This window comes from Georgenia ruanii (genome assembly GCF_009193175.1).
Classification (GTDB): domain Bacteria; phylum Actinomycetota; class Actinomycetes; order Actinomycetales; family Actinomycetaceae; genus Georgenia; species Georgenia ruanii.
In genome coordinates this window covers 84161-108276 of sequence record NZ_VUKE01000010.1, presented here as the reverse complement: position 1 = coordinate 108276, position 24116 = coordinate 84161, and the positions used below count along the sequence as shown (strand labels likewise).

Annotated in this window: 20 protein-coding genes; 6 read left to right on the top strand and 14 right to left on the bottom strand. The window is 72.8% G+C overall.

The window, feature by feature from the left end:
* The first annotated feature begins 33 nt into the window (after positions 1-33).
* The 3 genes from fucP (at position 34) to GD880_RS11330 (ending at position 3975) form a co-directional block, all read left to right on the top strand.
* The gene (gene fucP, locus GD880_RS11340) at positions 34-1362 is read left to right on the top strand and encodes an L-fucose:H+ symporter permease (RefSeq protein ID WP_152231731.1); all 1329 of its coding nucleotides are present in this window, start codon (positions 34-36) and stop codon (positions 1360-1362) included.
* Between the two features lie 184 nt (positions 1363-1546).
* Entirely contained in the window at positions 1547-2287 is a 741-nt protein-coding gene (locus GD880_RS11335; RefSeq protein WP_152231730.1) for a MerR family transcriptional regulator, read from the top strand.
* 23 nt (positions 2288-2310) lie between these two features.
* Complete coding sequence (locus GD880_RS11330; RefSeq protein ID WP_152231729.1) at positions 2311-3975, top strand: ABC-F family ATP-binding cassette domain-containing protein; 1665 nt, start codon at positions 2311-2313, stop codon at positions 3973-3975.
* Between the two features lie 4 nt (positions 3976-3979).
* Here GD880_RS11330 and GD880_RS11325 read toward each other — a convergent pair whose 3' ends face one another.
* The 6 genes from GD880_RS11325 to GD880_RS11300 all read right to left on the bottom strand — a co-directional run bounded on the left by GD880_RS11325 (position 3980) and on the right by GD880_RS11300 (position 9067).
* Positions 3980-4555 carry a YceI family protein gene (locus GD880_RS11325; RefSeq protein WP_152231728.1) on the bottom strand — a complete coding sequence of 192 codons (576 nt, stop codon included), beginning with the start codon at positions 4553-4555 and terminating at the stop codon, positions 3980-3982.
* Positions 4556-4682: 127 nt separating this feature from the next.
* The gene (gene purQ / locus GD880_RS11320; RefSeq protein WP_152231727.1) at positions 4683-5396 is read right to left on the bottom strand and encodes a phosphoribosylformylglycinamidine synthase subunit PurQ; all 714 of its coding nucleotides are present in this window, start codon (positions 5394-5396) and stop codon (positions 4683-4685) included.
* Complete coding sequence (locus GD880_RS11315) at positions 5396-5653, bottom strand: phosphoribosylformylglycinamidine synthase subunit PurS (protein ID WP_152231726.1); 258 nt, start codon at positions 5651-5653, stop codon at positions 5396-5398. The genes purQ and GD880_RS11315 overlap by 1 nt, the downstream gene beginning before the upstream one ends.
* Positions 5654-5787: 134 nt before the next feature.
* A complete protein-coding gene (locus GD880_RS11310) occupies positions 5788-6744 on the bottom strand; it encodes a nucleoside hydrolase (RefSeq protein WP_152231725.1) in 957 nt (318 codons plus the stop codon).
* 140 nt (positions 6745-6884) lie between these two features.
* Positions 6885-7997, bottom strand: a complete 1113-nt coding sequence (locus tag GD880_RS11305) for a fatty acid desaturase family protein (RefSeq protein WP_152231724.1) — start codon at positions 7995-7997, stop codon at positions 6885-6887.
* Between the two features lie 152 nt (positions 7998-8149).
* Positions 8150-9067 carry a phosphoribosylaminoimidazolesuccinocarboxamide synthase gene (locus GD880_RS11300; protein ID WP_152231723.1) on the bottom strand — a complete coding sequence of 306 codons (918 nt, stop codon included), beginning with the start codon at positions 9065-9067 and terminating at the stop codon, positions 8150-8152.
* A gap of 179 nt (positions 9068-9246) precedes the next feature.
* On the opposite strand from GD880_RS11300, the gene gndA reads away from it, so the two are divergent.
* Positions 9247-10701 carry an NADP-dependent phosphogluconate dehydrogenase gene (gene gndA / locus GD880_RS11295; RefSeq protein ID WP_152231722.1) on the top strand — a complete coding sequence of 485 codons (1455 nt, stop codon included), beginning with the start codon at positions 9247-9249 and terminating at the stop codon, positions 10699-10701.
* Between the two features lie 85 nt (positions 10702-10786).
* Here gndA and GD880_RS11290 read toward each other — a convergent pair whose 3' ends face one another.
* The 5 genes from GD880_RS11290 to GD880_RS11270 all read right to left on the bottom strand — a co-directional run bounded on the left by GD880_RS11290 (position 10787) and on the right by GD880_RS11270 (position 15957).
* Positions 10787-12559 carry an FAD-dependent oxidoreductase gene (locus GD880_RS11290; RefSeq protein WP_152231721.1) on the bottom strand — a complete coding sequence of 591 codons (1773 nt, stop codon included), beginning with the start codon at positions 12557-12559 and terminating at the stop codon, positions 10787-10789.
* A gap of 17 nt (positions 12560-12576) precedes the next feature.
* Positions 12577-13359 carry an SDR family NAD(P)-dependent oxidoreductase gene (locus tag GD880_RS11285; protein ID WP_152231720.1) on the bottom strand — a complete coding sequence of 261 codons (783 nt, stop codon included), beginning with the start codon at positions 13357-13359 and terminating at the stop codon, positions 12577-12579.
* On the bottom strand, positions 13356-13670 hold the full coding sequence (locus GD880_RS11280) for a Dabb family protein (RefSeq protein ID WP_152231719.1): 315 nt from the start codon (positions 13668-13670) through the stop codon (positions 13356-13358). Before GD880_RS11280 ends, GD880_RS11285 begins: the two co-directional genes overlap by 4 nt.
* Positions 13667-14938: a 4-hydroxybenzoate 3-monooxygenase gene (locus GD880_RS11275; protein ID WP_152231718.1), complete on the bottom strand. Its 1272-nt coding sequence runs from the start codon at positions 14936-14938 to the stop codon at positions 13667-13669. Before GD880_RS11275 ends, GD880_RS11280 begins: the two co-directional genes overlap by 4 nt.
* 218 nt (positions 14939-15156) lie before the next feature.
* Complete coding sequence (locus GD880_RS11270; protein WP_152231717.1) at positions 15157-15957, bottom strand: IclR family transcriptional regulator; 801 nt, start codon at positions 15955-15957, stop codon at positions 15157-15159.
* 245 nt (positions 15958-16202) lie between these two features.
* On the opposite strand from GD880_RS11270, the gene GD880_RS11265 reads away from it, so the two are divergent.
* A complete protein-coding gene (locus GD880_RS11265; protein WP_152231716.1) occupies positions 16203-17612 on the top strand; it encodes an MFS transporter in 1410 nt (469 codons plus the stop codon).
* 90 nt (positions 17613-17702) lie between these two features.
* Here GD880_RS11265 and purD read toward each other — a convergent pair whose 3' ends face one another.
* The gene (gene purD / locus GD880_RS11260; protein ID WP_152231715.1) at positions 17703-18980 is read right to left on the bottom strand and encodes a phosphoribosylamine--glycine ligase; all 1278 of its coding nucleotides are present in this window, start codon (positions 18978-18980) and stop codon (positions 17703-17705) included.
* Positions 18981-19141: 161 nt separating this feature from the next.
* The gene (locus tag GD880_RS11255; protein ID WP_152231714.1) at positions 19142-20983 is read right to left on the bottom strand and encodes a phosphoenolpyruvate carboxykinase (GTP); all 1842 of its coding nucleotides are present in this window, start codon (positions 20981-20983) and stop codon (positions 19142-19144) included.
* 123 nt (positions 20984-21106) lie between these two features.
* Here GD880_RS11255 and GD880_RS11250 point away from each other — a divergent pair, with 123 nt between their 5' ends.
* Positions 21107-22582, top strand: a complete 1476-nt coding sequence (locus tag GD880_RS11250; protein ID WP_152231713.1) for a helix-turn-helix domain-containing protein — start codon at positions 21107-21109, stop codon at positions 22580-22582.
* 118 nt (positions 22583-22700) lie between these two features.
* On the opposite strand, the gene GD880_RS11245 is transcribed toward GD880_RS11250, so the two are convergent.
* Positions 22701-23987, bottom strand: a complete 1287-nt coding sequence (locus GD880_RS11245) for an adenylosuccinate synthase (protein ID WP_152231712.1) — start codon at positions 23985-23987, stop codon at positions 22701-22703.
* Positions 23988-24116: the final 129 nt, after the last annotated feature.

Here is a 24116-nt window from a genome sequence, read left to right as displayed (position 1 = left end):
TAGACGCGGGTCCCGACACGGCAGGTGGTCGACATGGCGGACATGGCCGTTCCCCAGGAGCAACCGGTCGCACGCACCAGCGGCAAGGTGTCACTCGTCTATCCCGGCCTGGCCGTGCCCTTCGCCCTCCTCATCACCTGCTTCGCCGCGTGGGGGTCGGCGGCCAACCTCACCGACGTGCTCGTCGGCGTCTTCCGGCACATCTTCACGATGTCGAACTTCCAGTCGGCGCTGGTGCAGTTCGCCTACTACGGGGCCTACTTCTCCCTGGCCATCCCGGCGGCCTTCATCAACCGCCGCTTCGGCTACAAGACGGGCGTCCTCACCGGCCTGGGGCTGGCCGCGCTCGGCGGGTTCTTGTTCATCCCCGCCGCCGGGCTGCTGCAGTATGGCTTCTTCCTCCTGGCGCTCTTCGTGCTCGCGTCCGGCCTGTCCATCCTCGAGACCTCGGCGAACCCGTTCGTCATCGCCATGGGGCCCGAGCAGAACGCCACCCAGCGCCTCAACCTCGCCCAGGCGTTCAACCCCGTCGGGGCGAACATCGGCGTCCTCATGGGCGCGGTGCTCATCCTCCCGAACATCACCCCGGACTCCGCGAAGGCCACCATGGGGGCGGTGCAGCTGCACCACGCCGAGCAGAGCGACCTGTCGCTGGTGCTCAAGCCCTACACGGGCATCGCCGCAGTGCTGCTCCTCATCTGGCTGCTCATCGCCTTCCGCAAGATGACGACGCCGGCGGAGCGGAGCGAGGCGACCGAGGTGCGCAAGGGCGCCCTGGGCCGCCTGTGGCACAACCCGCACTACCGGTACGGCGTCGCCGCGCAGTTCTTCAACGTCGCCGCCCAGGTGTGCACGTGGACGTTCACGATCCAGTACGCCCAGGAGGTGGTGGGGATCCCGGTGGCCCGCTCGGGGTGGTTCCTCCAGGCCAGCCTCATCCTCTTCCTCATCGCCCGGTTCGTCATGACGTACCTGCTCGGCATCTTCCGGCCCACGAAGCTGCTCTTCGCCATGGGGTCGCTGGGCGTCGTCCTCGCCCTCATCGGGGTCTTCTCCCCCAACCTCGTCGGTCTCTTCGCCGTCGTGGCGATCTCCGTCTCGCTGTCCCTGATGTTCCCGACCATCTACGGCGTCGCCCTGCAGGGGCTGGGCGACGACACCAAGTTCGGCGCCGCCGGCCTCGTCATGGCCATCCTGGGCGGCGCGCTGCTGCCGCTGGTCCAGGGCCGGTTGATGGACGCGACCAGCGCCAACGTCGCCTACATCGTCCCCGCGGTCTGCCTGGCCCTGGTCGCCGGGTACGCCATGTTCGACCTGCGGACGGCCCGCACCCACCAGGTCGTCGCGACCGGCCACCTCTGAGGGGCCTCCGCCCTCTGACAGTTCGCCCCCGGCCGCGCCCCGCCCGCCGGGAGCGCGGCCGCCGCACGTCCGGACACCCCACCGCACCCCGGTCACCCGCGGCGGGCCCACGCACAGCGCGCGACGGTGTTGACCTTGACGTTGCGTCAACCGCCATGCTGGTGCCCGGACGGAGGGCGCAGCGATGGAATGGTCGATCAGCGAGGTCGCCCGGGCGACCGGGACGACGAGCCGGACGTTGCGGCACTACGGCGACGCCGGGCTCCTGACGCCGTCGCGCACCGGCGCGAACGGGTACCGCTTCTACGACGAGGCGGCCCTGCTGCGGCTGCAGCGGATCCTGCTGCTGCGGGAGCTCGGCCTCGGCCTGCCGGCCATCGCCGAGGTGCTCGCCGGCCGGCACGACGTCGTCGCCGCCCTCCAGACGCACCTGACCCTGCTGCGGCAGGAGAAGGACCGCCTGGAGCGGCAGATCACGTCCGTGACCCGAACGATCCAACGACGCAAGGAAGGTGAACCGCTCATGGCGGAGGAGATGTTCGACGGCTTCGACCACACCGCGTACCGGGAGGAGGTCGAGCACCGGTGGGGCCGGGAGGCCTACGCGCGGAGCGACCGTTGGTACCGGGGGCTCTCCGACGAGGAGCGGCGCGCCTTCGGGCGGCGGCACGTGGACATCGCCGCCGACTACGCCCGGGTCCGGGACCGCGGCCTCGCCCCGGACGCCGACGAGGTGCAGGACGTCGTCCGCCGGCACCACGAGTGGCTGATGGCGCCGATGGTGGGCGCCGTCTCCAAGGAGTACTTCCTGGGGCTCGGCGACATGTACGTGGCCGACCCGCGCTTCGCCGCCAACTACGGCGGCGAGGACGGCGCGCGCTACGTGCGTGACGCGATGCGCGCCTACGCGGACCGGAACCTGTAACGCGGCCCCGTACCCTCGGAGGCGTGCCCGCCACCCTCCACGTCGCCGGCTTCGGCGCCGCCCGCGGCGCCCGCCGCCTGTTCTCCGACCTCTCGTTCACCGTCGCGCCCGGGGACGTGTGGGGGCTGGTGGGCGCCAACGGGGCGGGGAAGTCGACCCTGCTCGCCGCGCTCGCCGGGCTCCCCACCGGCGCGGAGACCTCCGGCCGCGCCACGCTGGCCCCGCCGGAGGCGACCGTCGGCTACCTCGCCCAGGAGCCCGAGCGCCGTCCCGGCGAGACGGTCCTCGAGCTGCTGCACCGGCGCACCGGGGTGGCGGCGGCCACGGCCGCGATGGAGCGCGGGGCTCACGACCTGGGCGCCCGCCCCGACGACGCCGCGACCGCCGACGCGTACGCCGCCGCCCTCGACCGGTGGCTCGCGCTCGGCGGGGCGGACCTGGACGAGCGGGCCGAGGAGGTGGCCGCCGACGTCGGGCTCGGCGTCGGGCTCGACGCGGAGATAGCCACGCTGTCCGGCGGCGAGGCCGCGCGCACCTCGCTGGCCGCGCTGCTGCTCTCCCGCCACGACATCCTACTCCTCGACGAGCCGACCAACGACCTCGACCTCGCCGGGCTCGAGCGCCTGGAGCGGTTCGTCGCCGGGTCGCGGGCCCCGCTCGTCGTCGTCAGCCACGACCGGGAGTTCCTCGCCCGCACGGTGACCGGCGTCGTCGAGCTGGACCTCGCCCAGCAGCAGGTCAGCGTTTACGACGGCGGCTACGAGTCCTTCCTGGCCGAGCGGGAGCTGGCGCGCCGGCACTCGCGCGAGGCGTACGAGGACTACGCGGACCGGCTCTCCGAGCTGCGGGCGCGGGCGCAGATGCAGAAGTCCTGGGTGGACAAGGGCGTGCGCAACGCCCGCAAGAAGGCCGCGCGCCGCGAACCGGACAAGCACGTCAAGGCGCACGCGGTCGCGCGCACCGAGAAGCAGGCGGCGAAGGTCAGCCAGACCGAGCGGGCCATCGAGCGGCTCGAGCGGGTCGAGGAGCCGCGCAAGGAGTGGGAGCTGCGGATGTCCATCGCGGCCGCCCCGCGCAGCGGCAGCGTCGTGGCCACGCTCGACGGCGTGGTGGTGCGCCGCGGCGGCTTCACCTTCGGCCCCGTCACGGCCCAGGTGGACTACGGCGACCGGATCGTCGTCACCGGCGCGAACGGGGCGGGCAAGTCCACCCTCCTCGCCGTGCTGCTCGGCCGGCTGGCCCCCGCCGAGGGGCGGGCCGCGCTGGGCGCCTCGGTCGCCGTCGGCGAGGTGGACCAGGCGCGCGCCCTGTTCGGGGGCGCGCAGCCGCTGGCGACGGCGTTCGGCGAGCTGGTGCCGCAGTGGCCCGCGGCCGAGGTGCGCACGCTGCTGGCGAAGTTCGGGCTGGGCGGGGAGCACGCGGTGCGCCCCGCGGCCTCGCTCTCCCCCGGCGAGCGCACCCGGGCCGCGCTCGCCCTCCTGCAGGCCCGCGGGGTGAACCTGCTGGTGCTCGACGAGCCGACCAACCACCTGGACCTGCCCGCGATCGTCCAGCTCGAGCAGGCGGTGGAGTCCTTCCCCGGCACCGTGCTGCTGGTCACGCACGACCGGCGGATGCTCGCGCAGGTTCGGGCCACCCGCCGGTGGGAGCTCGAGGCGGGCCGGCTGCGGGAGCTGCCGCAGCGGTGAGCCCTCAGGCGGCGCCGGCCGCCTGGTCCTCGACCTTGACCGCGGAGATCTCGAACTCGAGGGTGATCTTCTCCGAGACGAGGACGCCGCCGGTGTCCAGGGCGACCTGCCACTCCAGTCCCCAGTCGCGGCGGTTGACCCGACGGGTGCCCTCGAAGCCGGCGCGCAGCTGGCCGGTGGCGTCGCGGTGGACCCCGACGAGGTCGAGCGGGATGGCCACCTGCTTGGAGATGCCCCGGATGGTGAGGTCGCCGACCACCATGAAGGTGTTGTCCTCGACCTCGTCCACGGTGGAGCTGGTGAAGACGATCTCCGGGTAGCGCTCGACGTCGAAGAAGTCCGCGCTGCGCAGGTGCTCGTCGCGCTGGGCGTTGCGGGTGTCCACGCTCGCGGTCTTGACCCGGACCTCGACGGTGGAGTTGCCCGGGCTCGCGGCGTCGACGTGGATGTGCCCGTCGACGTCGTTGAAGGCCCCCCGGACCTTCGTCACCATGGCGTGCCGGGCGGAGAACCCGATCCGGGTGTGGTCGGGGTCGAAGATCCACTCCCCGCTCAGCGTGCTGGCGTCGAGATCCGCCATCGTCTTCCTCCTTCGAAGACCGTCGCCGGGTATCTTAGACGGCTGTCGGAGACCCTACCCTTGCCGGGCACGTGACGACCGGTTTTTCGGAACGGTGTCTTCCGCAGCGCGTCGCTCTCGCGGCTTCTCAGGCGGCGACGAGCGAGCCGATCACCGAGGTGAACAGCTTCAGCCCGTCGGTGCCTCCGCGCGGCGCGCCCGGCGCGTCCGGGCCGAAGCCGGGCTCGACGGCGTGCTCGGGGTGCGGCATGAGCCCGACGACGTTGCCGCGCGCGTTGCTCACGCCGGCGATGTCGCGCAGGGAGCCGTTGGGGTTCATCCCCGCGTAGCGGAAGACGACCTGTCCCTCCCCCTCGATCCGGTTCAGCGTGTCCTCGTCGGCGACGAAGCCGCCCTCGCCGTTCTTCAGCGGGATGGTGATCACCTCGTCGGCCGCGAGGTCGGCGGTCCACGGGGTGCGCGTGCTCTCCACCCGCAGCTGCTGGTCCCGGCAGATGAAGTGCTGGTGGTCGTTGCGGATGAGCGCGCCGGGCAGCAGGTGGGCCTCGCACAGGATCTGGAAGCCGTTGCAGATGCCGAGCACGGGCAGCCCGCCCTGAGCGGCCGCCACGACCTCGCCCATCACCGGCGCGAACCGGGCGATCGCGCCGCAGCGCAGGTAGTCGCCGTAGGAGAAGCCACCGGGCAGGACGACGGCGTCGACGCCGCGCAGGTCCGCGTCGGCGTGCCACAGGGCGACCGGCTGGGCGCCGGCGAGGCGGACGGCCCGCTGGGCGTCGCGGTCGTCCAGGGTGCCGGGGAAGGTGACGACGCCGATCCGGGCGCCGCTGGCGGCGGACATCAGCGCTGCTCCTCGGCGTCGTAGACGCCCACGACGTCCTCGATGATCGGGTTGGACAGCGCCGTCTCGGCCGCCTGGCGGGCTGCGTCGATGAGCTCCGGCGTGACGGCTCCCTCGACGCTCAGCTCGAAGCGCTTGCCCTGGCGCACGCCGGTGAACTGGTCCAGGCCCAGCCGCGGCAGCGCCCCGGCGACAGCCTTGCCCTGGGGATCGAGGATCTCCGGCTTCGGCATGACCTCGACGACGATGCGTCCCATTACTTCGCTCCTGGTGTCTCGGCGACGGCGAGGTCAGGGTAACCGCTCGCCCCAACCCGTCCGAGGGGCCGTCCATGCGGGGCGAGAGCCCGGCCACAGCGGCCGCTCCCGGCCGCCCGCCGAGCGCGCAGCGGTCACGCCAGCCGGCCCACGGCCCCCAGCACGAGGTCCCAGAACCGGTGCACGTCCAGATCGGTGGCCACCAGGTGGTCGAGCTCCTGGCCCGCCCGGCCGGCGAAGTCGGTCACCGTCATGCCGGTGGTGTGCTCCCCGCGCAGCTCGACGGCGACGTGCGCGGGCCGCACGCGCACGAGGTCGGGGTCGATGACCCGCGCGACGGCGCACACGTCGTGCACCGGCGGGGCGGGGAAGCCCTGCTTGGCGCGGTAGGCCGGGCCGAAGAAGGCGAGCAGGTCGACGACGAAGCGGCCCGCCGTCGTCCCCAGCGCCCGGAACCGCTCGACGACGTCGGGGGTGGCCAGCGCCCGGTGGGTCAGGTCGAGGCCGATCATGGTCACCCGCCAGGGGGCCGAGAAGACGACGTGGGCCGCCTCCGGGTCGGTGTAGATGTTGAACTCCGCGGCGGCGGTGACGTTGCCCTTGGAGTACCCCCCACCCATGAGGACGACCTCCGCCACCCGGCCGACGATGTCCGGTTGGCGGCGCGCCGCGGTGGCGATGTTGGTCAGCGGGCCGGTGGGCACGAGCGTGACGGTCCCGGGCTCGGCGCCCATGACCGTGTCGATGATGACGTCGACGCCGTGGCGGGGATCGAGCGCCACGGTCGGGGCGGGCAGCGCCGGGCCGTCCAGGCCGCTCTCGCCGTGGGTGCGCGGGTCGGTGAGCACCGCCTCGCGCACGAGCGGCCGGTCACAGCCGGCGGCGACGACGACGTCGTCCAGCCCGGCCACGGTGGCGACCGCGAGGGCGTTGCGGGTGACCTTCTCCAGGGTCTGGTTGCCACCGACCGTGGTGATGGCAGCGATCTCGACGCCGGGGTGCCCGGCGGCCAGGAGCAGGGCGAGGGCGTCGTCGTGGCCCGGGTCGCAGTCGAGGACGATGCGGCGCGGGGCCGGCCTGGGGGTGGTCACCGGGCCACGGTGCCGCGCGGGCCGCCGGCCGCGCAATGGCGGGGCGCGCAATGGCGGGGCGCGCAATGGCGGGGCGTGCAATGGCGGCGGGGCGTGCACCCTGCACGCCCGGCGACGTCAGAGCTGCGCGCCCCGCGGCGTCAGACGCGGTACTGCGTGGCGAGCGGGCACGCCCACACGTCCAGCCCGCCCCGGCCGACGCGGTTGATGTAGTCGTGCACCGCCTTGTAGGACTGGCCGATCGAGGTCTCGGTGTACCGCACGCCGAGCTGCTCGCAGTACGCCCGCACCATCGGGGCGACCTTGCGCAGATTCGGCCGCGCCATGGAGGGGAAGAGGTGGTGCTCCACCTGGAAGTTCAGCCCGCCCATGAACGTGTCGACCCAGCGCCCGCCCGTGATGTTGCGGCTCATGAGGACCTGGCGCCGCAGGAAGTCGATCTTGACGGTGGGCGGCACGATCGGCATGCCGATGTGGTTGGGCGCGAACGACAGGCCCATGTACAGGCCGAACACGGCGAGCTGGACCCCGATGAAGGCGGCGGCCTTGCCCGGCGGCAGGATCACGAACACCAGCGCGACGTAGCTGAGGAGCCGGAAGCCGATGAAGCTCAGCTCCACCCAGCGGCGCTTGACCCGGTCGCGCCCGAGCACCCGCTTGAGACCCTGGACGTGCAGGTTCACGCCCTCGAGCAGCAGCAGCGGGAAGAAGAACCAGCCCTGCTTGGTGGCCAGCCAGCGCCCGAGCCGGGACGTGCGGCCCGCGGCCGCCTGCGGCGTGAGGGCCAGCACCCCCGAGTCGATGTCGGGGTCGGCGTCGACCTGGTTCGGTGCGGCGTGGTGCTTGGTGTGCTTGCGCTGCCACCAGCCCAGGCCCATCCCGGCGAACAGGTTCACCACGATGAGGGAGACCCACTCGTTCCACCGGCCGGAGACGAAGATCTGCCGGTGGGCGGCGTCGTGCCCGAGGAAGGCGATCTGCGTCATGAGCAGGGCGAGGACGACGGCGGTGCTCAGCTGCCACCACGTGTCGCCCATGTGGACGAACGTCCCGGCCAGGACCAGCCCGGCCACGGTCAGCCCGACGAGCTTGGACCAGTAGTAGCCGTAGGCCCGGCGCATGAGGCCGTGCTCCTGGACCTTCGCCGTGAGCGCGGTGAAGTCGCTGACCTGCCGCTCGCGGGCGCTGCGCGGGGCAGGGCTCCTGCCGCCGCCGGTATCGGGAGATGCTGCTGGGCTGAGGGTATGGCTCATGGCCGCCGCCTGATGCTCGAGGGGCACGACCACGGGCCGCACTGGCGGTCACGGGCGACCGCCTGCGCCGAGTCTGGCATGGAACGGTGGCGACCGATACCTCGGGCTACGGTGCCGTAGGTTACGTCGGCGCCGGCTGCCTCGCGGCGCCCTCAGGCCGCGAAGGTCTTGCCGGTCAGCAGCTCGTAGGCCTCGACGTAGCGTTCGCGGGTGCGCTCGACGACGTCGGCGGGCAGCGCCGGGGGCGGGGTGCCGTCGCGGCGGTCCCAGCCGGCGTCCGGCGAGAGGAGCCAGTCGCGCACGAACTGCTTGTCGTAGCTCATCTGGGGCCGGCCCGGCTGGTAGTCCGCGGCCGCCCAGAAGCGCGAGGAGTCGGGGGTGAGCACCTCGTCGGCCAGGACGATCTCCGGCTCGCCGGGGTGCGGGGAGGCCCCGAACTCGAGCTTGGTGTCGGCGAGGATCATCCCGCGGCGGGCGGCGAGGTCGGCGGCGCGCTCGTAGACCTCCAGCGTCGTCTCGCGCAGGCGGCGCGCGGCCGTCTCCCCCACCCGCTCCGCCATGTCCTCGAAGGTGATGTTCTCGTCGTGCTCGCCCATCTGCGCCTTGGCGGCGGGGGTGAAGATCGGCTCGGGCAGCCGGTCGCTCTCGACAAGCCCGGCCGGCAGCGGCACCCCGCACACCGCGGCGCTGGCGCGGTACTCGCTCAGCGCCGAGCCGGTGATGTACCCGCGGGCCACGCACTCGATGGGGTACATGCGCAGCTGCCGGCAGATCATCGCGCGCCCGGCGACCTGCTCGGGCACGTCGAGGGAGACCACGTGGTGGGGGACGACGTCCTCGAGCTGCTCGAACCACCACAGGCTCATGGCGGTGAGGATCTTGCCCTTGTCCGGGATCGTCGTCGGCAGCACGTAGTCGAAGGCGCTGATGCGGTCCGACGCGACGACGAGGACGACGTCGCCGCCGGCGCCCGACGCGGCCCCGGCGGGCACGTACAGGTCGCGGACCTTGCCGGAGTGGGCGTGCGTCCAGCCCTCGAGGTCGGGCGCGGTCCCGGGCGTGGTCGTCATGGCGTCATCCTGGCAGCCGGTTCCCGGCGGCGTCTGCCGCGGTCCGGCATGCGGCCCGCGCGTGCCGGCGCCACCGACCGACACCCGGCAACTCATGGCACCGGCGGGCCACCGGGATGGGCGACCGCGTACCGTTTCGGGGGAAGCCTGTGCAGCCCAACCCCCAGGAGGAAGTGGACATGGCAAGCGAGAAGCCCGTCGGTGTGGCCGACATCGGCGTGACCGGACTGGCGGTCATGGGCTCGAACCTGGCCCGGAACTTCGCCCGTCACGGGCACAAGGTCGCCGTGCACAACCGCACCTACGCCCGCACCGAGAGGCTGGTCTCCGAGCACGGCGACGAGGGCACGTTCGTCCCCTCGGAGTCCGTGGAAGACTTCGTCGCCTCGCTCGCCAAGCCCCGCGTGGCCCTCATCATGGTCAAGGCCGGCGGCCCGACCGACGCCGTCATCGACGAGCTGGCCGAGTACATGGAGCCCGGCGACATCATCGTCGACGGCGGCAACTCGCACTTCCCCGACACCATCCGCCGCGAGCGCGAGCTCAAGGAGAAGGGCCTGCACTTCGTCGGCATGGGCGTCTCCGGCGGCGAGGAGGGCGCCCTCAACGGCCCGTCCATCATGCCGGGCGGGACCAAGGAGTCCTACGACCGCCTCGGCCCGATGCTGGAGGCCATCTCGGCGCACGTCGACGGCGTCCCGTGCGCGACCTACGTCGGCACCGACGGCGCCGGCCACTTCGTCAAGATGGTGCACAACGGCATCGAGTACGCCGACATGCAGCTCATCGCCGAGGCCTACGACCTGCTCCGCCAGGGCCTGGGCGCCTCGGCGGCCGAGATCGGCAAGATCTTCGAGGAGTGGAACGCCGGGGACCTGGAGTCCTTCCTCATCGAGATCTCGGCGGACGTGCTCCAGCACACCGACCCCCAGACCGGCCAGGCGTTCGTGGACGTCGTCCTCGACCAGGCCGAGCAGAAGGGCACCGGCCGCTGGACCGTGCAGAACGCCCTCGACCTGGGCGTGCCGATCACCGGCATCGCCGAGGCCACCTTCGCCCGGGCGCTGTCCGGCTCGGTGCCCCAGCGCGAGGCGGCCCGCGCCGCCCTCCCCGGCGACGCCGGCACCTGGGACGTCACCGACCGCGACGCCTTCATCGAGGACGTGCGCCTGGCCCTGTACGCCTCCAAGGTGGTCGCCTACTCCCAGGGCTTCGACCAGATCGCGGCCGCCTCGGCCGAGTACGGCTGGAACATCGACCGCGGCGCCATGGCCCGCATCTGGCGCGGCGGCTGCATCATCCGCGCGCGGTTCCTCAACCGCATCACCGAGGCCTACGAGCGCCAGGCGGACCTGCCGCTGCTCCTCGCCGACCCGTACTTCACCGAGGCCGTCGGCAACGGCGTCGCCGCGTGGCGCCGGGTCGTGTCCCAGGCCGCGCTCAACGGCGTGCCCACCCCGGCGTTCGCGTCCTCGCTGAGCTACTACGACGGCATCCGCGCCGCGCGCCTGCCCGCCGCGCTCATCCAGGCCCAGCGTGACTTCTTCGGGGCGCACACCTACCACCGGGTGGACCAGGAGGGCGTGTTCCACACGCTGTGGTCCGGCGACCGGTCCGAGGAGAAGCAGTCCTGACCTGACGGACCCTTCCGGCGCACGACGGCGGCCGGTCACCTGCCCGGTGACCGGCCGCCGTCGTCGTCGGTGCTGTGCGGGGCGGTCAGGCCGTCGCGGCCGCCGGATGCCGGCGCCGGCTCGCGCCGGTGGACGCGGCCCGGGTGCGCTCGGCGGCGTGCCCGGCGATGTCGCGGCCGACCATGTGCCCGAACACCAGCGCCGGGCCGATGTTCGCGCCGTAGCCGGGGTACCCGCCGCCGAAGACGGACACCGCGGCGGTGCCGACCGCGTAGAGCCCGGGAACGCCGTGCCCGCGCTCGTCGAGGACCTCGTTGCGGGTGTTGACGGCCAGGCCCGCGTAGCTGCCCAGGTCTCCCATCTCGATCTTCACCGCGTAGTAGGGCCCCTTGTCGATCGGGGCGAGGTTGGGGTTGGGCGTGTGGGTCATGTCGCCCTTGAAGTGGTGGAACTTGTTCGACCCGCGGTGGAACTTCGGGTCCACGCCGCGGGCGGCCCCCTCGTTGAACTCGTCCAGGGTCCGCTGCAGGTTGGCCGCCGGGACGCCGATCTTCTGCGCGAGCTCGGCGACGGTGGCCGCCCTGGTGAGGTACCCCGAGGAGGTGAAGAGCGCCTGGGGGAACGGCCAGGGCTTGGCGTAGCCGATGCCGTACTTGTGCATGGCCTTGTGGTCGGCGACGATCCAGCCGAACGTCTTCTCCCGGCCGGCGTCGTTCTTGAGCATCTCCACGCCGTAGTCGTGGTAGGAGAGCGACTCGTTGGCGAACCGGATGCCCTCGCGGTCCACCGCGATGAGCCCCGGGAGGCCGAACGCCCGCAGGTGCGGGAACCACCGCTTCTGGCCTCGCATCCCCTGGAACACCGTGACGGGGCCCCAGGAGGCCGGCTGGTGCGGGGCGGCGTCGATGTGGCCGCCGAGGGGCTGGGCGAGCCGGTAGGACTCACCCTGGTGCCCGATGGTGGGCGTGGTGTGGTTGTCGCCGTGCGGGTCGTGCGGGAAGTACTTCTTGCGGAGCTCGGCGTTGCCGGAGAAGCCCCCGGCGGCGACGACGACACCGAGACGGGCCTCGACCACCCCGCGGTGCTCGCCCTCGAGCCGCACGCCGGTCACCACGCCGTCGGGCCCGGTGAGGAGCTCCGCGGCGCGGGTGGAGGTCCACATGCGGATCCCGGCCTCCCGCGCGGCGGTGATCATCCGGGTCATGAGGGCGTTGCCGTTGGTGCGCGTGAAGGACCGCTTGAACAGCAGGGTCTCGATCCAGGTGCGGGTGACCTTGCGGGTGGCGTAGAGGAAGTCCCTGACGTTCTGGTTGGCGGTGAGGAACGTCGCGATGTCCTTGCCGATCTCCGGCATGTAGCCGTACACGGTGTAGGACATGAGGTAGGGCTGGACGCGGAGGCGGTCCTTGCCGAGCATCCGCCCGTCGGCCGCCTCGAAGGTCACCGCGCGGCCGGATTCCCTCGCGCCCGGGGCGTCCATCTGGTAGTCGGGGGCCTTGTCGGCGTACTTGACCGCGATGCCGGCGTCCTCCTCGAGGAACCGCATGGCCTCGGGCACCTCGTCGAGGAAGGTGGCCACCATCTCGTCGTTGAGGGTGTCGGGCGCCAGGTGGCGCAGGTACGTCTCGACCTCGGCACGGGTGTCGCCCTGGGCGACGCCCTGCTTGTTGCCGGGCACCCAGGCCCAGCCGCCGGAGATGGCCGAGGTGCCGCCGAGGTACTTCTCCTTCTCGACGACGACGACGCTGTGGCCCTGGTGGGCGGCCTTGAGCGCGGCGGCGATGCCCGCGGCGCCGGAGCCGATGACGAGGACGTCGGTGTGGATCGTGCCGGTGGTGCCGGCGCGGGGGGTGCTCATGGTTCTCCTGCTCTCTCTCAGACGGCCGTGTAGCCGCCGTCGACGACGAACTCGGCGCCGGTGGTGAAGGTGGACTCGTCGGACGCGAGGTAGAGGACCGCGTAGGCGATCTCCTCCGGCCGGCCCTGGCGTGGCAAGGCGTTGGCGCTGACGAGCTGGCGGTAGTAGGCGTCTGGGCCGCCGGGGCTGCGCTCGGCCGCGGAGCGGCTCATGCGCGTGGCCATCGACCCCGGGTGGATGGAGTTGACCCGGATGCCGTGCTCGCCGTACACGGCGGCGTCGGACTTGGTCAGCAGCCGGATGGCGCCCTTGGTGGCGTGGTACAGCGGGACCGTCTTCCCGCCGGTGATGCCGTGGATGGACGAGAAGTTGACGATGCTTCCCCGCCCGGCCGCGATCATGTGCGGGACCACGTACTTCGTCATGTGCCAGGTGCCCTTGACGTTGACGGCGAAGAGCTGGTCGAACTCCTCTTCGGTGGCCTCGTGGGAGGGCGCCGGGCGGCCGATGATGCCGGCGGCGTTGACGAGGACGTCCGGCACGCCGTGGCGGGTGACGACCTCGGCCACCGCCGCCTCGACCTCAGGTGCGGAGGTGATGTCGGTCTCGAGGTCGCTGATGGCCTCGCTTCCCCACGGCTCCGCGGGGGCGACCCGGTCGAGGTTGACGACGGTGGCCCCGTGTGCCGCCAGGAGACGGGCGGTGGCGCCACCGAGGTCGCCGCTGCCGCCGGTGAGGACGACGAGCTTGCCGGCGACGCGTCCGGGGGCGACGGCGGGGGCTGGTGCGGTGGTGGTCATGCGATGCTCCCAGGGGGCTCGGGGATCTCGAAGTCGACGGATGCGATCTGGGCGGCGCCGGCGCCGGACAGGGCGATGAGGGGCTGGTGGTCCGGGTGGTCGGTGTAGACCCCGACGTCCTCGAGGGAGTCGAAGTCGGCCACGAGCACGACGTCCCAGGATCGGCCGGAGCGGAGGACGTCAGGCCCGGCGCTGAGAGACCGGATGACGTCGATCTTGCCCGGCAGCTCGAGCAGCCGGTCGTACCACTCCCGCCGTCGGCTCTCCTCGAAGTCCGGCTTCCACCGAAACATCACGACGTGGCGGATCATGCGGTCACCGCCTCGGCCGGAAGCTGGGACGCGAGGGCGGCGCCGAGGGCGGTGTCGGGGTCGAGGAAGCCGGGGCGGGTGGGGATCAGCGGCCAGCCGGTGTAGGCCTCGGCGAGGTAGGTCGACCCGGCGCGGGAGGTGGTGACCAGGTCGAGCTCGCCGAGCTGGCGGCGCCGGTCGAAGGTGGAGGCGCCGGGGTGGGTGTGCAGCATCGAGGTCATCCACCAGGAGAAGTGCTGGGCCTTCCACACCCGCGCCAGCGCGGTGGCCGAGTAGGCGTCGAGCAGGTCGTGCTGCCCGTCGCGGTAGAACCGCTCCAGGGACCGGGCCAGCACCGCGACGTCCCCGGCGGCCAGGTTCATCCCCTTGGCCCCGGTCGGGGGGACGGTGTGGCCGGCGTCGCCGGCGAGGAAGAGCCGCCCGTGCTGCATGGGCTCGCACACGTAGGAGCGCATGGGGATGACGGTCTTGTCGACGATCGGCCCGCGGGTGAGCGCGAAGCCGGGGGCGGCGGTGCACGCCTCGAGCTGGTCCCAGATGCGCGCGTCGTCCCAGTTGTCGGGCCTGTCGGTGGGGTCGCACTGGAAGTACATCCGCTGGGTGGTCGCGGTGCGCTGGGAGATCAGCGCGAAGCCGTGGTCGGAGGCGGCGTAGATCAGCTCCGGCGCGCTCGGCGGCGCCTCGACGAGGATCCCGAACCAGCCGAAGGGGTACTCGCGGAAGTGATCGGTGCGCACGTTCTCGGGGATGGCCCACTTGGCGATCCCGCGCGAGCCGTCACAGCCGGCGACGAAGTCGCACACCAGCCGAGCAGGCGTGCCGTCGGCGTCGGTGAAGGTGATCGACGGCGCCTGGCTCGTCAGGTCGTGCACGGCCACGTCGGCGACCTCGAACCGCACGTCCAGGCCCCTCGCGGCGGCGCCGTCGGCCAGGTCGGAAAAGACCTCCTGCTGGGGGTAGAGCTGCACCGCCCGCCCGACCAGGTCGGCGAAGTCGACGCGCCTCGCCTCCCCGGCCACCCGCAGCTCGATGCCGTGATGGGCGTACCCCTCGGCCCGCATCCGGGCGTCCAGGCCCAGCGCCGCCATGAGGTCCACCGTGCCCTGCTCGAGGATCCCCGCCCGGTGCGTGGCGGCGATCTCCACCCGCGAGCGCCGCTCCAGCACCACCGAGTCGATCCCGGCCACCGCCAGCAGGTGCGCCAACCACAGCCCGGCCGGGCCCGCGCCGACGATCCCGACCTGGGTGCGGACGGTGGTGGTGGTCACGGTTGTCTCCTGTTCTCACACCCGGCGGTCGTCGGCGTGCGCGAGCCCGGGCAGCACGAAGCCGCGCGGGTGGGTGGTGGTACGTGGTGAGAGCCGGCGCGACGGAGCGCCGGTCCCGCGCCCCCGGGGCAGCCTGGTGGGCTCCCGGCGGGCGACGATGTTCTGCCGTGCGACCGACGCTAGGACCTACGTCACAGGCAGGGCGAACAGGTTCCCATTCAATGGGAGATTGGCAGCGGATTGCGCTGCCGGACGAGGTCCGCCTCGCCGGGCGTCGCACCGCCCATGGCGCGCGAGATGCCGCGGGCGGCGGCCATGAGCGCGGGGACGACCGGGCGGTGGTCCATGGTCATGGGGATGACGATGGACAGCGCGGCGACGACGGCGCCGCTGGCGTCGCGCAGCGGCGCGGCCACTCCCTTCGAGCCGACCGTGATGAGCCCTGGAGCGACGGCGTAGCCGCGCCGGCGCACGTTCCCCACCACCCGGCGCAGGCGAGCGGCGTCGGTGATGGACTGCGGGGTGAAGGTCTCGAGCGGGCCCGTCAGCACGGCGTCCCGCACCTCCGACGGGGCGTGAGCCAGGAGCACCAGGCCCGAGGAGCAGGCGTAGACCGGCAGCCGGCGAGCGATCTTGGCGATGTTGGCCACCGCCCCCGGGGCGGACAACCGCTCGATGTAGAGCACCTCGGTCCCGGTGAGCACGGCGATCTCGACGTGCTGACGCACGACCGCCTGGAGGTCCTCCATGTACGGCAGCGCGGCCTCTTGCAGCCCGAGCACCCGGTGCGAGCGCAGGCTCATCTCCCACAGCCGCACCCCCATGCGGATGCGGCGGTCCTCGGTGCGCTCCAGCAGCCCGAAGCCGAGCATCTCGGTGACCAGCCGATGGGCGGTGGCCAGCGGCAGGTCGGCTCGCACGGCGATCTCGGAGATGGTCGCGCTGGGCGTCCCCCCGAAGACCTGGAGCACGCGCATGACGCGGGTGAGCAGTGAGTCGCCGGAGCTGGACCTGGCCATGGCGCCCATCCTGGGCCCACGCGCACTTTTCATTCAATGGAGACGGGCTTGGTGCCGTGCGTCACCGCCCGTAACGTCGGCCCATCCCAGGCCGTCCGGCCGGCGCATCCTCGACGGAGGGGTGCGAGCTCCGGCGGGGCGGCCGTTCGACCCGGCGCACCCCCGCCGTGGCTCTGTCGAGCCTTCTGCCGCGACCTTGCCCGCCTGCCCGCCTCCGGCGGCCCAGACGCCTTAGGGAGCATGTCATGCCCCAGCGCCACCTGTCCCACCCCGAGTTCGGCACCGTGCCGACGCCCGGCAGCCTCGCCGGCACGCGCGGCCCCACCACGACCAACGCCCGGAAGGCCGCACTCGCGGCGTTCCTTGGCAGCATGCTCGAGTACTACGACTTCTTCGTCTACGGGCTCACCGCGGCCCTGGTCTTCCCCACGCTCTTCTTCCAGGTGGACGACCCCACGGTCGCGACGGTCCTGTCGCTGTCGTCCTTCGGCATCGCCTACGTCGCCCGCCCGCTGGGCGCGTTCGTGCTGGGACACTTCGGCGACAGGATCGGCCGCAAGAAGGTCATGGTGTTCACCCTGCTGCTCATGGGGGTGGCGAGCCTGGCGATCGGCTTCCTGCCCACGTACCACCAGGTCGGCGCACTCGCGCCGATCCTGCTGGTGGTCCTGCGCCTGGCCCAGGGCTTCTCCGCGGGCGGCGAGGCCGCCGGGGCCAGCACCCTGACCCTCGAGCACTCCCCGCGGGGCCGCCGGGCGTTCTTCACGAGCTTCGCCATGTCGGGCTTCGCCGGCGGCATGGTGCTCGCGAACATCGTGTTCCTCCCCGTCGCGGCGCTGCCCGACGAGGCGCTGTACTCCTGGGGCTGGCGCGTGCCGTTCTGGGTCAGCGTGCTCGTCATCGCCGTCGCCTACGTGGTCCGCCGCCGCCTCGACGAGACGCCTGTCTTCGTGGCCGAGCAGGAGAAGGAAGCCGTGGCCGCCGTCCCCGTCGTCGAACTGTTCCACCGTCAGGGCAGCGACGTCGTGCGGGTCATGGCGATCTCGCTCTTCAGCGTCTTCCAGTCGCTGTTCGCGGTCTGGAGCCTGTCGTACGCCTCGAGTGACGCCGTCGGGCTGGACCGCTCGGCCATGCTGTGGGTCTCGGTCGCGGCCAACGCGACCGCGGTCATCGCGCTGCCGGCCATGGCCGCCCTCTCCGACCGGGTGGGACGTAGGCCGGTGTGGATCGTCGGCGCGGTCGGCTGCACCCTGCTGCTGCCCCTCTACCTCTGGGCGATCTCCGCGGGAAGCTACCCGCTCGTGTTCGTCACCGGCGTGCTCTTCGCCGGCGTCGTGTACAGCGCCGTGAACGGCCTGTGGCCGGCCTTCTTCTCGGAGACGTTCGCCGCGCCGGTGCGTTACTCCGGCTTCGCGATCGGCTCGCAGTTCGGCTTCCTCATCGGCGGGTTCGCTCCGGCGATCGCGGCGGGGCTGGCAGGCGACGGACCGTGGGGCTGGCTCCCGGTGGCGGTGCTGGCCGGCGGGTGCGGGCTGGTCTCCGCGATCGCGATGGCCACCGCCCGGGAGACCTACCGCACGCCGCTGGACGAGCTGGGCCTGCGTCGGCGCCCGTCGGAGCCGACGCCCGCGCCCGAGACGGCCATGGCGCGCTGACGGTACGAACGACGGGCCGCCCGAGGATCCGGGCGGCCCGTCGTCGTGCCTGCGGGCCGCCGATGTCCGAGGCGCCGCGGCGCCGCGAGGTCAGCGCCCGGCGGCGATGTCCGTGCGGTGCTGGGACCCGGCGAGGCCGACCCGGTCGACCCCGGCGTAGGCGGCCGCCCGGGCCGCGGCCACGTCAGCACCGGTCCCGACGACGCTGAGCACGCGCCCGCCGGCGCTGACCAGGCGGTCGTCGCCGTCGAGCGCCGTGCCGGCGTGCAGCACGTGCACGCCCTCGACCGCCTCCGCCTCGGTCAGGCCGGCGAGGGGGTCGCCCTTGCGGACCTGCCCGGGGTAGCCCTGGGCGGCGACGACGACGGTCACGGCGGCGCCGCGGCTCCATCGCAGCTCGCCGGCCTGGTCGAGGCGGCCGGTGGCCGCGGCCAGGAGGGCCTCGCCGAGGGAGGACTCGAGGCGCGCGAGGACCACCTGGGTCTCGGGGTCGCCGAAGCGGACGTTGAACTCCACCACCCGCAGGCCGCGGGAGGTCAGGGCGAGGCCGCAGTACAGCAGGCCGACGAACGGGGTGCCGCGGTGGGCCATCTCGCGGACCACCGGCTCGGCGACCCGCTCGACGACCTCGTCGGTGAGCGTCTCGGGCGCCCAGGTGAGCGGGGAGTACGCGCCCATGCCGCCGGTGTTCGGGCCGGCGTCGCCGTCGCGCAGCCGCTTGAAGTCCTGCGCGGGGGCGAGCGGCACCACGGTGGTGCCGTCGCACAGGCAGAACAGGGAGATCTCGGGTCCGTCGAGGAACTCCTCGACGACGACGGCGGGCTCGCCGTGGGTGGCCGGGTCGCCGCCCTCCTTGGCGAGGCAGGCGCGGGCGTGCGCGAGCGCCTCCTCGCGGTCGGAGGTGACGACGACGCCCTTCCCGGCGGCGAGGCCGTCGTCCTTGATGACGTACGGGGCGCCGAAGGCCTCCATGGCGTCGACCACCTGCGCCTCGGTGGTGCACACCCGGGCCAGCGCGGTGGGAACGCCGGCGGCTGCCATGATCTCCTTGGCGAACGCTTTGGAGCCCTCCAGGCGCGCCGCCTCCCGGTCGGGTCCGAAGCAGGCGAACCCGGCGGCGCGCACCGCGTCGGCCACGCCGGCGACGAGCGGGGCCTCGGGCCCGATGACGACGAGGTCCGCGGCCAGGTCGCGGGCGGCGGCCACCACGGCGGCGCCGTCGAGGACGTCGAGGGGGACGTTGGTGGCGATGGCGGCGGTGCCGGGGTTGCCCGGGGCCACCACCAGCTGCTCGACGCGTCCGTCACGGGCCAGGGCCCGGGCCAGGGCGTGCTCGCGCGCCCCCGACCCGATCAGCAGGATCCTCACCCGGTGAGCCTACTGGGGGCCCACCGCGGCGCCCGGGGCGCGTCTCGCGGAGCGGGCGGGACACCGCCTCGCGCGGGCGACGGGCGCACGCCGGGCCACCCCGGAGACGCCGCGGCCCCGCCTCCCACGGGAGGCGGGGCCGCGGCATCGCGTCCGCGAGGTCAGTCGCCGAGCCGCTCGCGCAGCGCGGCGAGCTGGTCGGTCATCGCGTCGGGCAGGCGCGACCCGAACTGGGCGAAGTACTCCTCGGTGAGGTCGGCCTCCGCAGCCCAGCTGGCCGGGTCGATCGCGAAGAGCTCGGCGAGCTCGTCCGCGGAGAGGGACAGGCCCTCGAGGTTGAGGTCCTCGGGCCGGGGCAGCCGGCCGGTGGCGGCGTCGCGCGCGCCCACCTCGCCGTTGACCCGCCGCAGCGCCCACTCGAGCACGCGGGAGTTCTCGCCGAACCCGGGCCAGAGGAACGTGCCGTCGTGACCCTTGCGGAACCAGTTCACCTGGAAGATGTGCGGCGCCTTGTCGCCGAGCTTCTCCCCCATCTCCAGCCAGTGGCCCCAGTAGTCGGCCATGTTGTACCCGCAGAAGGGCAGCATGGCGAACGGGTCGCGGCGCAGCGCGCCCACGGCCCCCTCGGCGGCGGCGGTCTGCTCGGAGGAGACGGTGGCGCCGATGAACACCCCGTGCTCCCAGTCGTAGGCCTCGGCCACCAGCGGGACGTTGGTGGCGCGGCGCCCGCCGAAGAGGATGACGTCGATCGGCACCCCGCCGAGGTCCTCCCACTCGGGGGCGATGGACGGGGCCTGGTCGGCGCGCACGGTGAACCGGGAGTTCGGGTGGGCGGCGGGGTGGCCGGCGTCCGGCGTCCAGTCGTTGCCCTGCCAGTCGATGAGGTGCGCGGGCACCTCGTCGGTCAGGCCCTCCCACCACACGTCGCCGTCGTCGGTCAGGGCGACGTTGGTGAAGATGACGTCGCGGTCCAGCGCGGCGATCGCCGTCGGGTTGGTCGACTCCCCGGTGCCCGGCGCGACGCCGAAGAAGCCCGCCTCGGGGTTGATCGCGTACAGCCGGCCGTCGGCGCCGGGCCGCATCCAGGCGATGTCGTCGCCGATGGTCTCGACCTTCCAGCCCGGGATGGTCGGGCGCAGCATGGCCAGGTTGGTCTTGCCGCAGGCGGAGGGGAAGGCGGCGGCGAGGTGGTACACGCGCCCGTCGGGGCCGGTGATCTTGAGGACGAGCATGTGCTCGGCCATCCAGCCCTCGTCCCGGCCCAGGACCGAGGCGATGCGGAGGGCGTAGCACTTCTTGCCGAGCAGGGCGTTGCCGCCGTAGCCGGAGCCGTAGGACCAGATCTCCCGGGTCTCGGGGAAGTGGACGATGTACTTGGTGTCGTTGCACGGCCAGGCGACGTCCGGGCGCTCCGCGCCGCCGGCCTCGCGCAGCGGGTACCCCACCGAGTGGACCGCGGGGACCCAGTCCGCGCCCTTCTCGATCTGCTCGAGCGCGGCGGCCCCCATCCGGGTCATGACCCGCATGGACACGACGACGTAGGGCGAGTCGGTGAGCTCGACGCCGACGCGGGAGATCGGGCCGCCGACCGGGCCCATGGAGAAGGGCACGACGTACATCGTGCGGCCGCGCATCGAGCCGGCGAAGACCCCGCGCAGCTCCTCGCGCATGGCCGCCGGCTCGGCCCAGTTGTTCGTCGGGCCGGCGTCGATCTCTTGCTCCGAGGCGATGAAGGTGCGCGACTCCACCCGCGCGACGTCCGACGGCTCCGAGCGGGCGAGGTAGCTGCCCGGCCGCTTGGCCTCGTTGAGCTTGATGAACGTGCCCGCCTCGACGAGCTGCGCGGCGAAGCGGTCGTACTCCTCCTGGGAGCCGTCGCACACGTAGATCTCGTCGGGCTCGGTCAGGGCGGCGATCTGCTGCACCCAGGCGTCCAGGTCCGGGTCGTTGATCGGCAGCCCGGTCACCGGAACGGTGCGCGGGCGGGCGTCGGTCGTCGTCATGCTCTCCTCCGAGGGTCCTGCGGCGCGCTCTTTCGCGTCCTGTATCCACTCTCGGTGCATTCCCGGCCCCCTTCAAAGCGGACCTGCTGGCAAAAAGCGCCAAAGTTTCACTACTGTCAAACCATGGCCGCTGAGACCTCTGCCACCCAGAATTCCAGACACGGCACGGATCCGCTCGTCCTCGGCCGGCGCATCCGCCACGCGCGCACCGCGGCCGGCCTGACGCTGCGGGAGCTCGCCGCCGCCGTCGGGTCGACGACGAGCCAGCTGTCCCTGGTGGAGAACGGCCGCCGCGAGCCGCGGCTGTCGCTGCTCACCGCGCTCGCCGAGGCGCTGGGGACCAGCCCCGCGGCGCTGCTCAGCCCCGAGCCGCCGCCGGACCGGCGGGCCATGCTGGAGATCGCCCTCGAGCGGGCCCAGCGCAGCCCGGTGTTCGCCTCCCTCGGGGTGCCGCCGGTGCGGCCCGGGCGCCGGCTGCCGATGGACGCGCTGGAGTCGCTCGTGGCCCTGCACGCCGAGCTCGACCGGCGCGCCCGCGCGGCGATCGCCACCCCGGAGGAGGCCCGGCGGATCAACACCGAGCTGCGCCTGGAGATGCAGGCCCGCAACAACTACGTGCCCGAGATCGAGGAGATGGCCGAGGAATTCGTCCGCTCGGTGGGGTACACCGGCGGGGCGCTGACCCACCACATGGTCTCCCAGATGGCCGACCGGCTCGGGTTCACGATCATCCACGTCGACGACCTGCCGCACTCCACGCGCACCATCACCGACCTGGAGAACGGCCGGATCTACCTGCCCCCGGCGTCCATCCCCGGCGGCTACGGGCTGCGCTCGCTCGCCCTGCAGGCGATGGCGCACCGCATCTTCGGCCACGAGAACCCGCGCAACTACGGCGACTTCCTCCGCCAGCGCCAGGAGCTGGCGTACTTCACCGCGTGCTGCCTGGTGCCGCGCTTCGCCGCGCTGGCGTTCCTCGAGAAGAAGAAGGCGGTCAAGGACCTGGCGATGGAGGACTTCCGCGACGCCTTCGGGGTGACCCACCACTCCGCCGCCCAGCGGTTCACCAACCTGGCCACCGCGCACCTGGGCATCCCGGTGCACTTCATCCGCGCCAACAGCGACGGGGACCTCTACCGGGGCTACGAGAACGACGGGGTGCCGCTGCCCACCGACGCGACCGGCGCGATCGAGGGGCAGCTGCTGTGCCGCAAGTGGGCGGCGCGGGCGGCGTTCTCCCGCCGCAACCGCACCACCGAGTTCTTCCAGTACACCGACACCCCCGCGGGCACGTACTGGTGCAGCACGCAGACCGGCTCGACGACGGAGCAGGAGTTCTCCATCACCCTCGGCGTGCCCTTCGCCCACGCGAAGTGGTTCCGCGGCCGGGAGACGACCCGGCGCGCCCGGTCCACCTGCCCCGACGAGGGCTGCTGCCGCCGGCCCCGCCCCGAGCTGGCCTCGCGGTGGCGGGAGAAGTCCTGGCCGAGCGCGAAGATGCACGCCCACGTGCTCCGGCCGCTGCCGTCGGGGACGTTCCCGGGGGTGGACGACACCGAGGTGTACGAGTTCCTCCAGGCCCACGCCCCGGAGGCCTGAGCGCGGCGTGCTCTGCGCTGCGCGCCAGCTCTCGCCGGGAACTGGCGCGCTGACCGAAGCGGCCGGGCCCACGGGTGACCGAAGCGGCCGGGCGGTGACAAACGCGGCCGGGGCGCTCTCAGTCGAGCAGGTCGTGCCGCACGATCGTCGCCTCGCGGTCCGGCCCGACGCCCACGGCGGAGATCCGGGTGCCGCTCATCTCCTCCAGCGCGAGCACGTAGCGCTGGGCGTTGGCGGGCAGGTCCTCGAAGGTGCGGGCGGCGCCGATGTCCTCCGACCAGCCGTCGAGCTCCTCGTAGATCGGCTGGGCGTGGTGGTAGGAGGACTGGTCGGCGGGCATCTCGTCGTGCCGGACCCCGTCGACGTCGTAGGCCACGCACACCGGGATCTTCTCCAGGCCGGTCAGCACGTCGAGCTTGGTCATGACCAGGTCGGTCAGCCCGTTGACGCGCGTGGCGTAGCGGGCGACGACGGCGTCGTACCAGCCGGTGCGGCGCGGCCGACCGGTCGTCGTGCCGTACTCCCCGCCGGTGCGGCGCAGGAACTCGCCCGCCTCGTCGTGCAGCTCGGTGGGGAACGGACCCTCCCCGACCCGGGTGACGTAGGCCTTGAGCACGCCCACCACGCGGTCGATGCGGGTGGGCCCCACGCCGGACCCGGTGCACGCCCCGCCCGCGGTGGCCGAGGAGGAGGTGACGAACGGGTAGGTGCCGTGGTCGACGTCGAGCATCGTGGCCTGGCCGGCCTCGAACAGCACCGTCTGACCGGCGTCGAGCGCCTGGTTGAGGACGAGGGAGGTGTCGGCGACCATCGGGCGCAGCCGCTCGGCGTAGGCCAGCAGCCCCTCGGTGATCTCGTCGACGTCGACGGCGCGGCGGTTGTAGACCTTGACGAGCATCTGGTTCTTCTGGGCCAGCGCGCCCTCGACCTTCTGGCGCAGGATGCTCGCGTCGAACAGGTCCTGGATGCGCAGGCCCACCCGGCTCATCTTGTCGGCGTACGTCGGCCCGATGCCCCGCCCGGTGGTGCCGATCTGCCGCTTGCCGAGGAAGCGCTCGGTGACCTTGTCCAGCGTGCGGTTGTACGGCGGGATGATGTGCGCCGAGGAGGACACGAGCAGCTTGGAGACGTCCACCCCGCGGGCGCTGAGCGCGTCGAGCTCCTCGAAGAGCACCTCGAGGTCGACGACGACGCCGTTGCCGATCACCGGGGTGCAGCCGGGCGTGAGGATGCCCGAGGGGAGCAGGTGGAGGGCGTACTTCTCGTCGCCGACGACGACGGTGTGCCCGGCGTTGTTGCCGCCGTTGAACTTCACGACGTAGTCCACGCGCGAGCCGAGCTGGTCGGTCGCCTTCCCCTTGCCCTCGTCGCCCCACTGTGCTCCGACGACCACCACGGCTGGCATTTCGGTCCCTTCCGCCGCCACGGACGCCGGTCGGCGCCCCGACGAGGCTACCGGAGCGCCCCCACCCGCCGGGGGTCCTCTCGCGCGAGACCGCCCGGGGCCGGCGGCGGGGCACCGGGTGGGGACGCC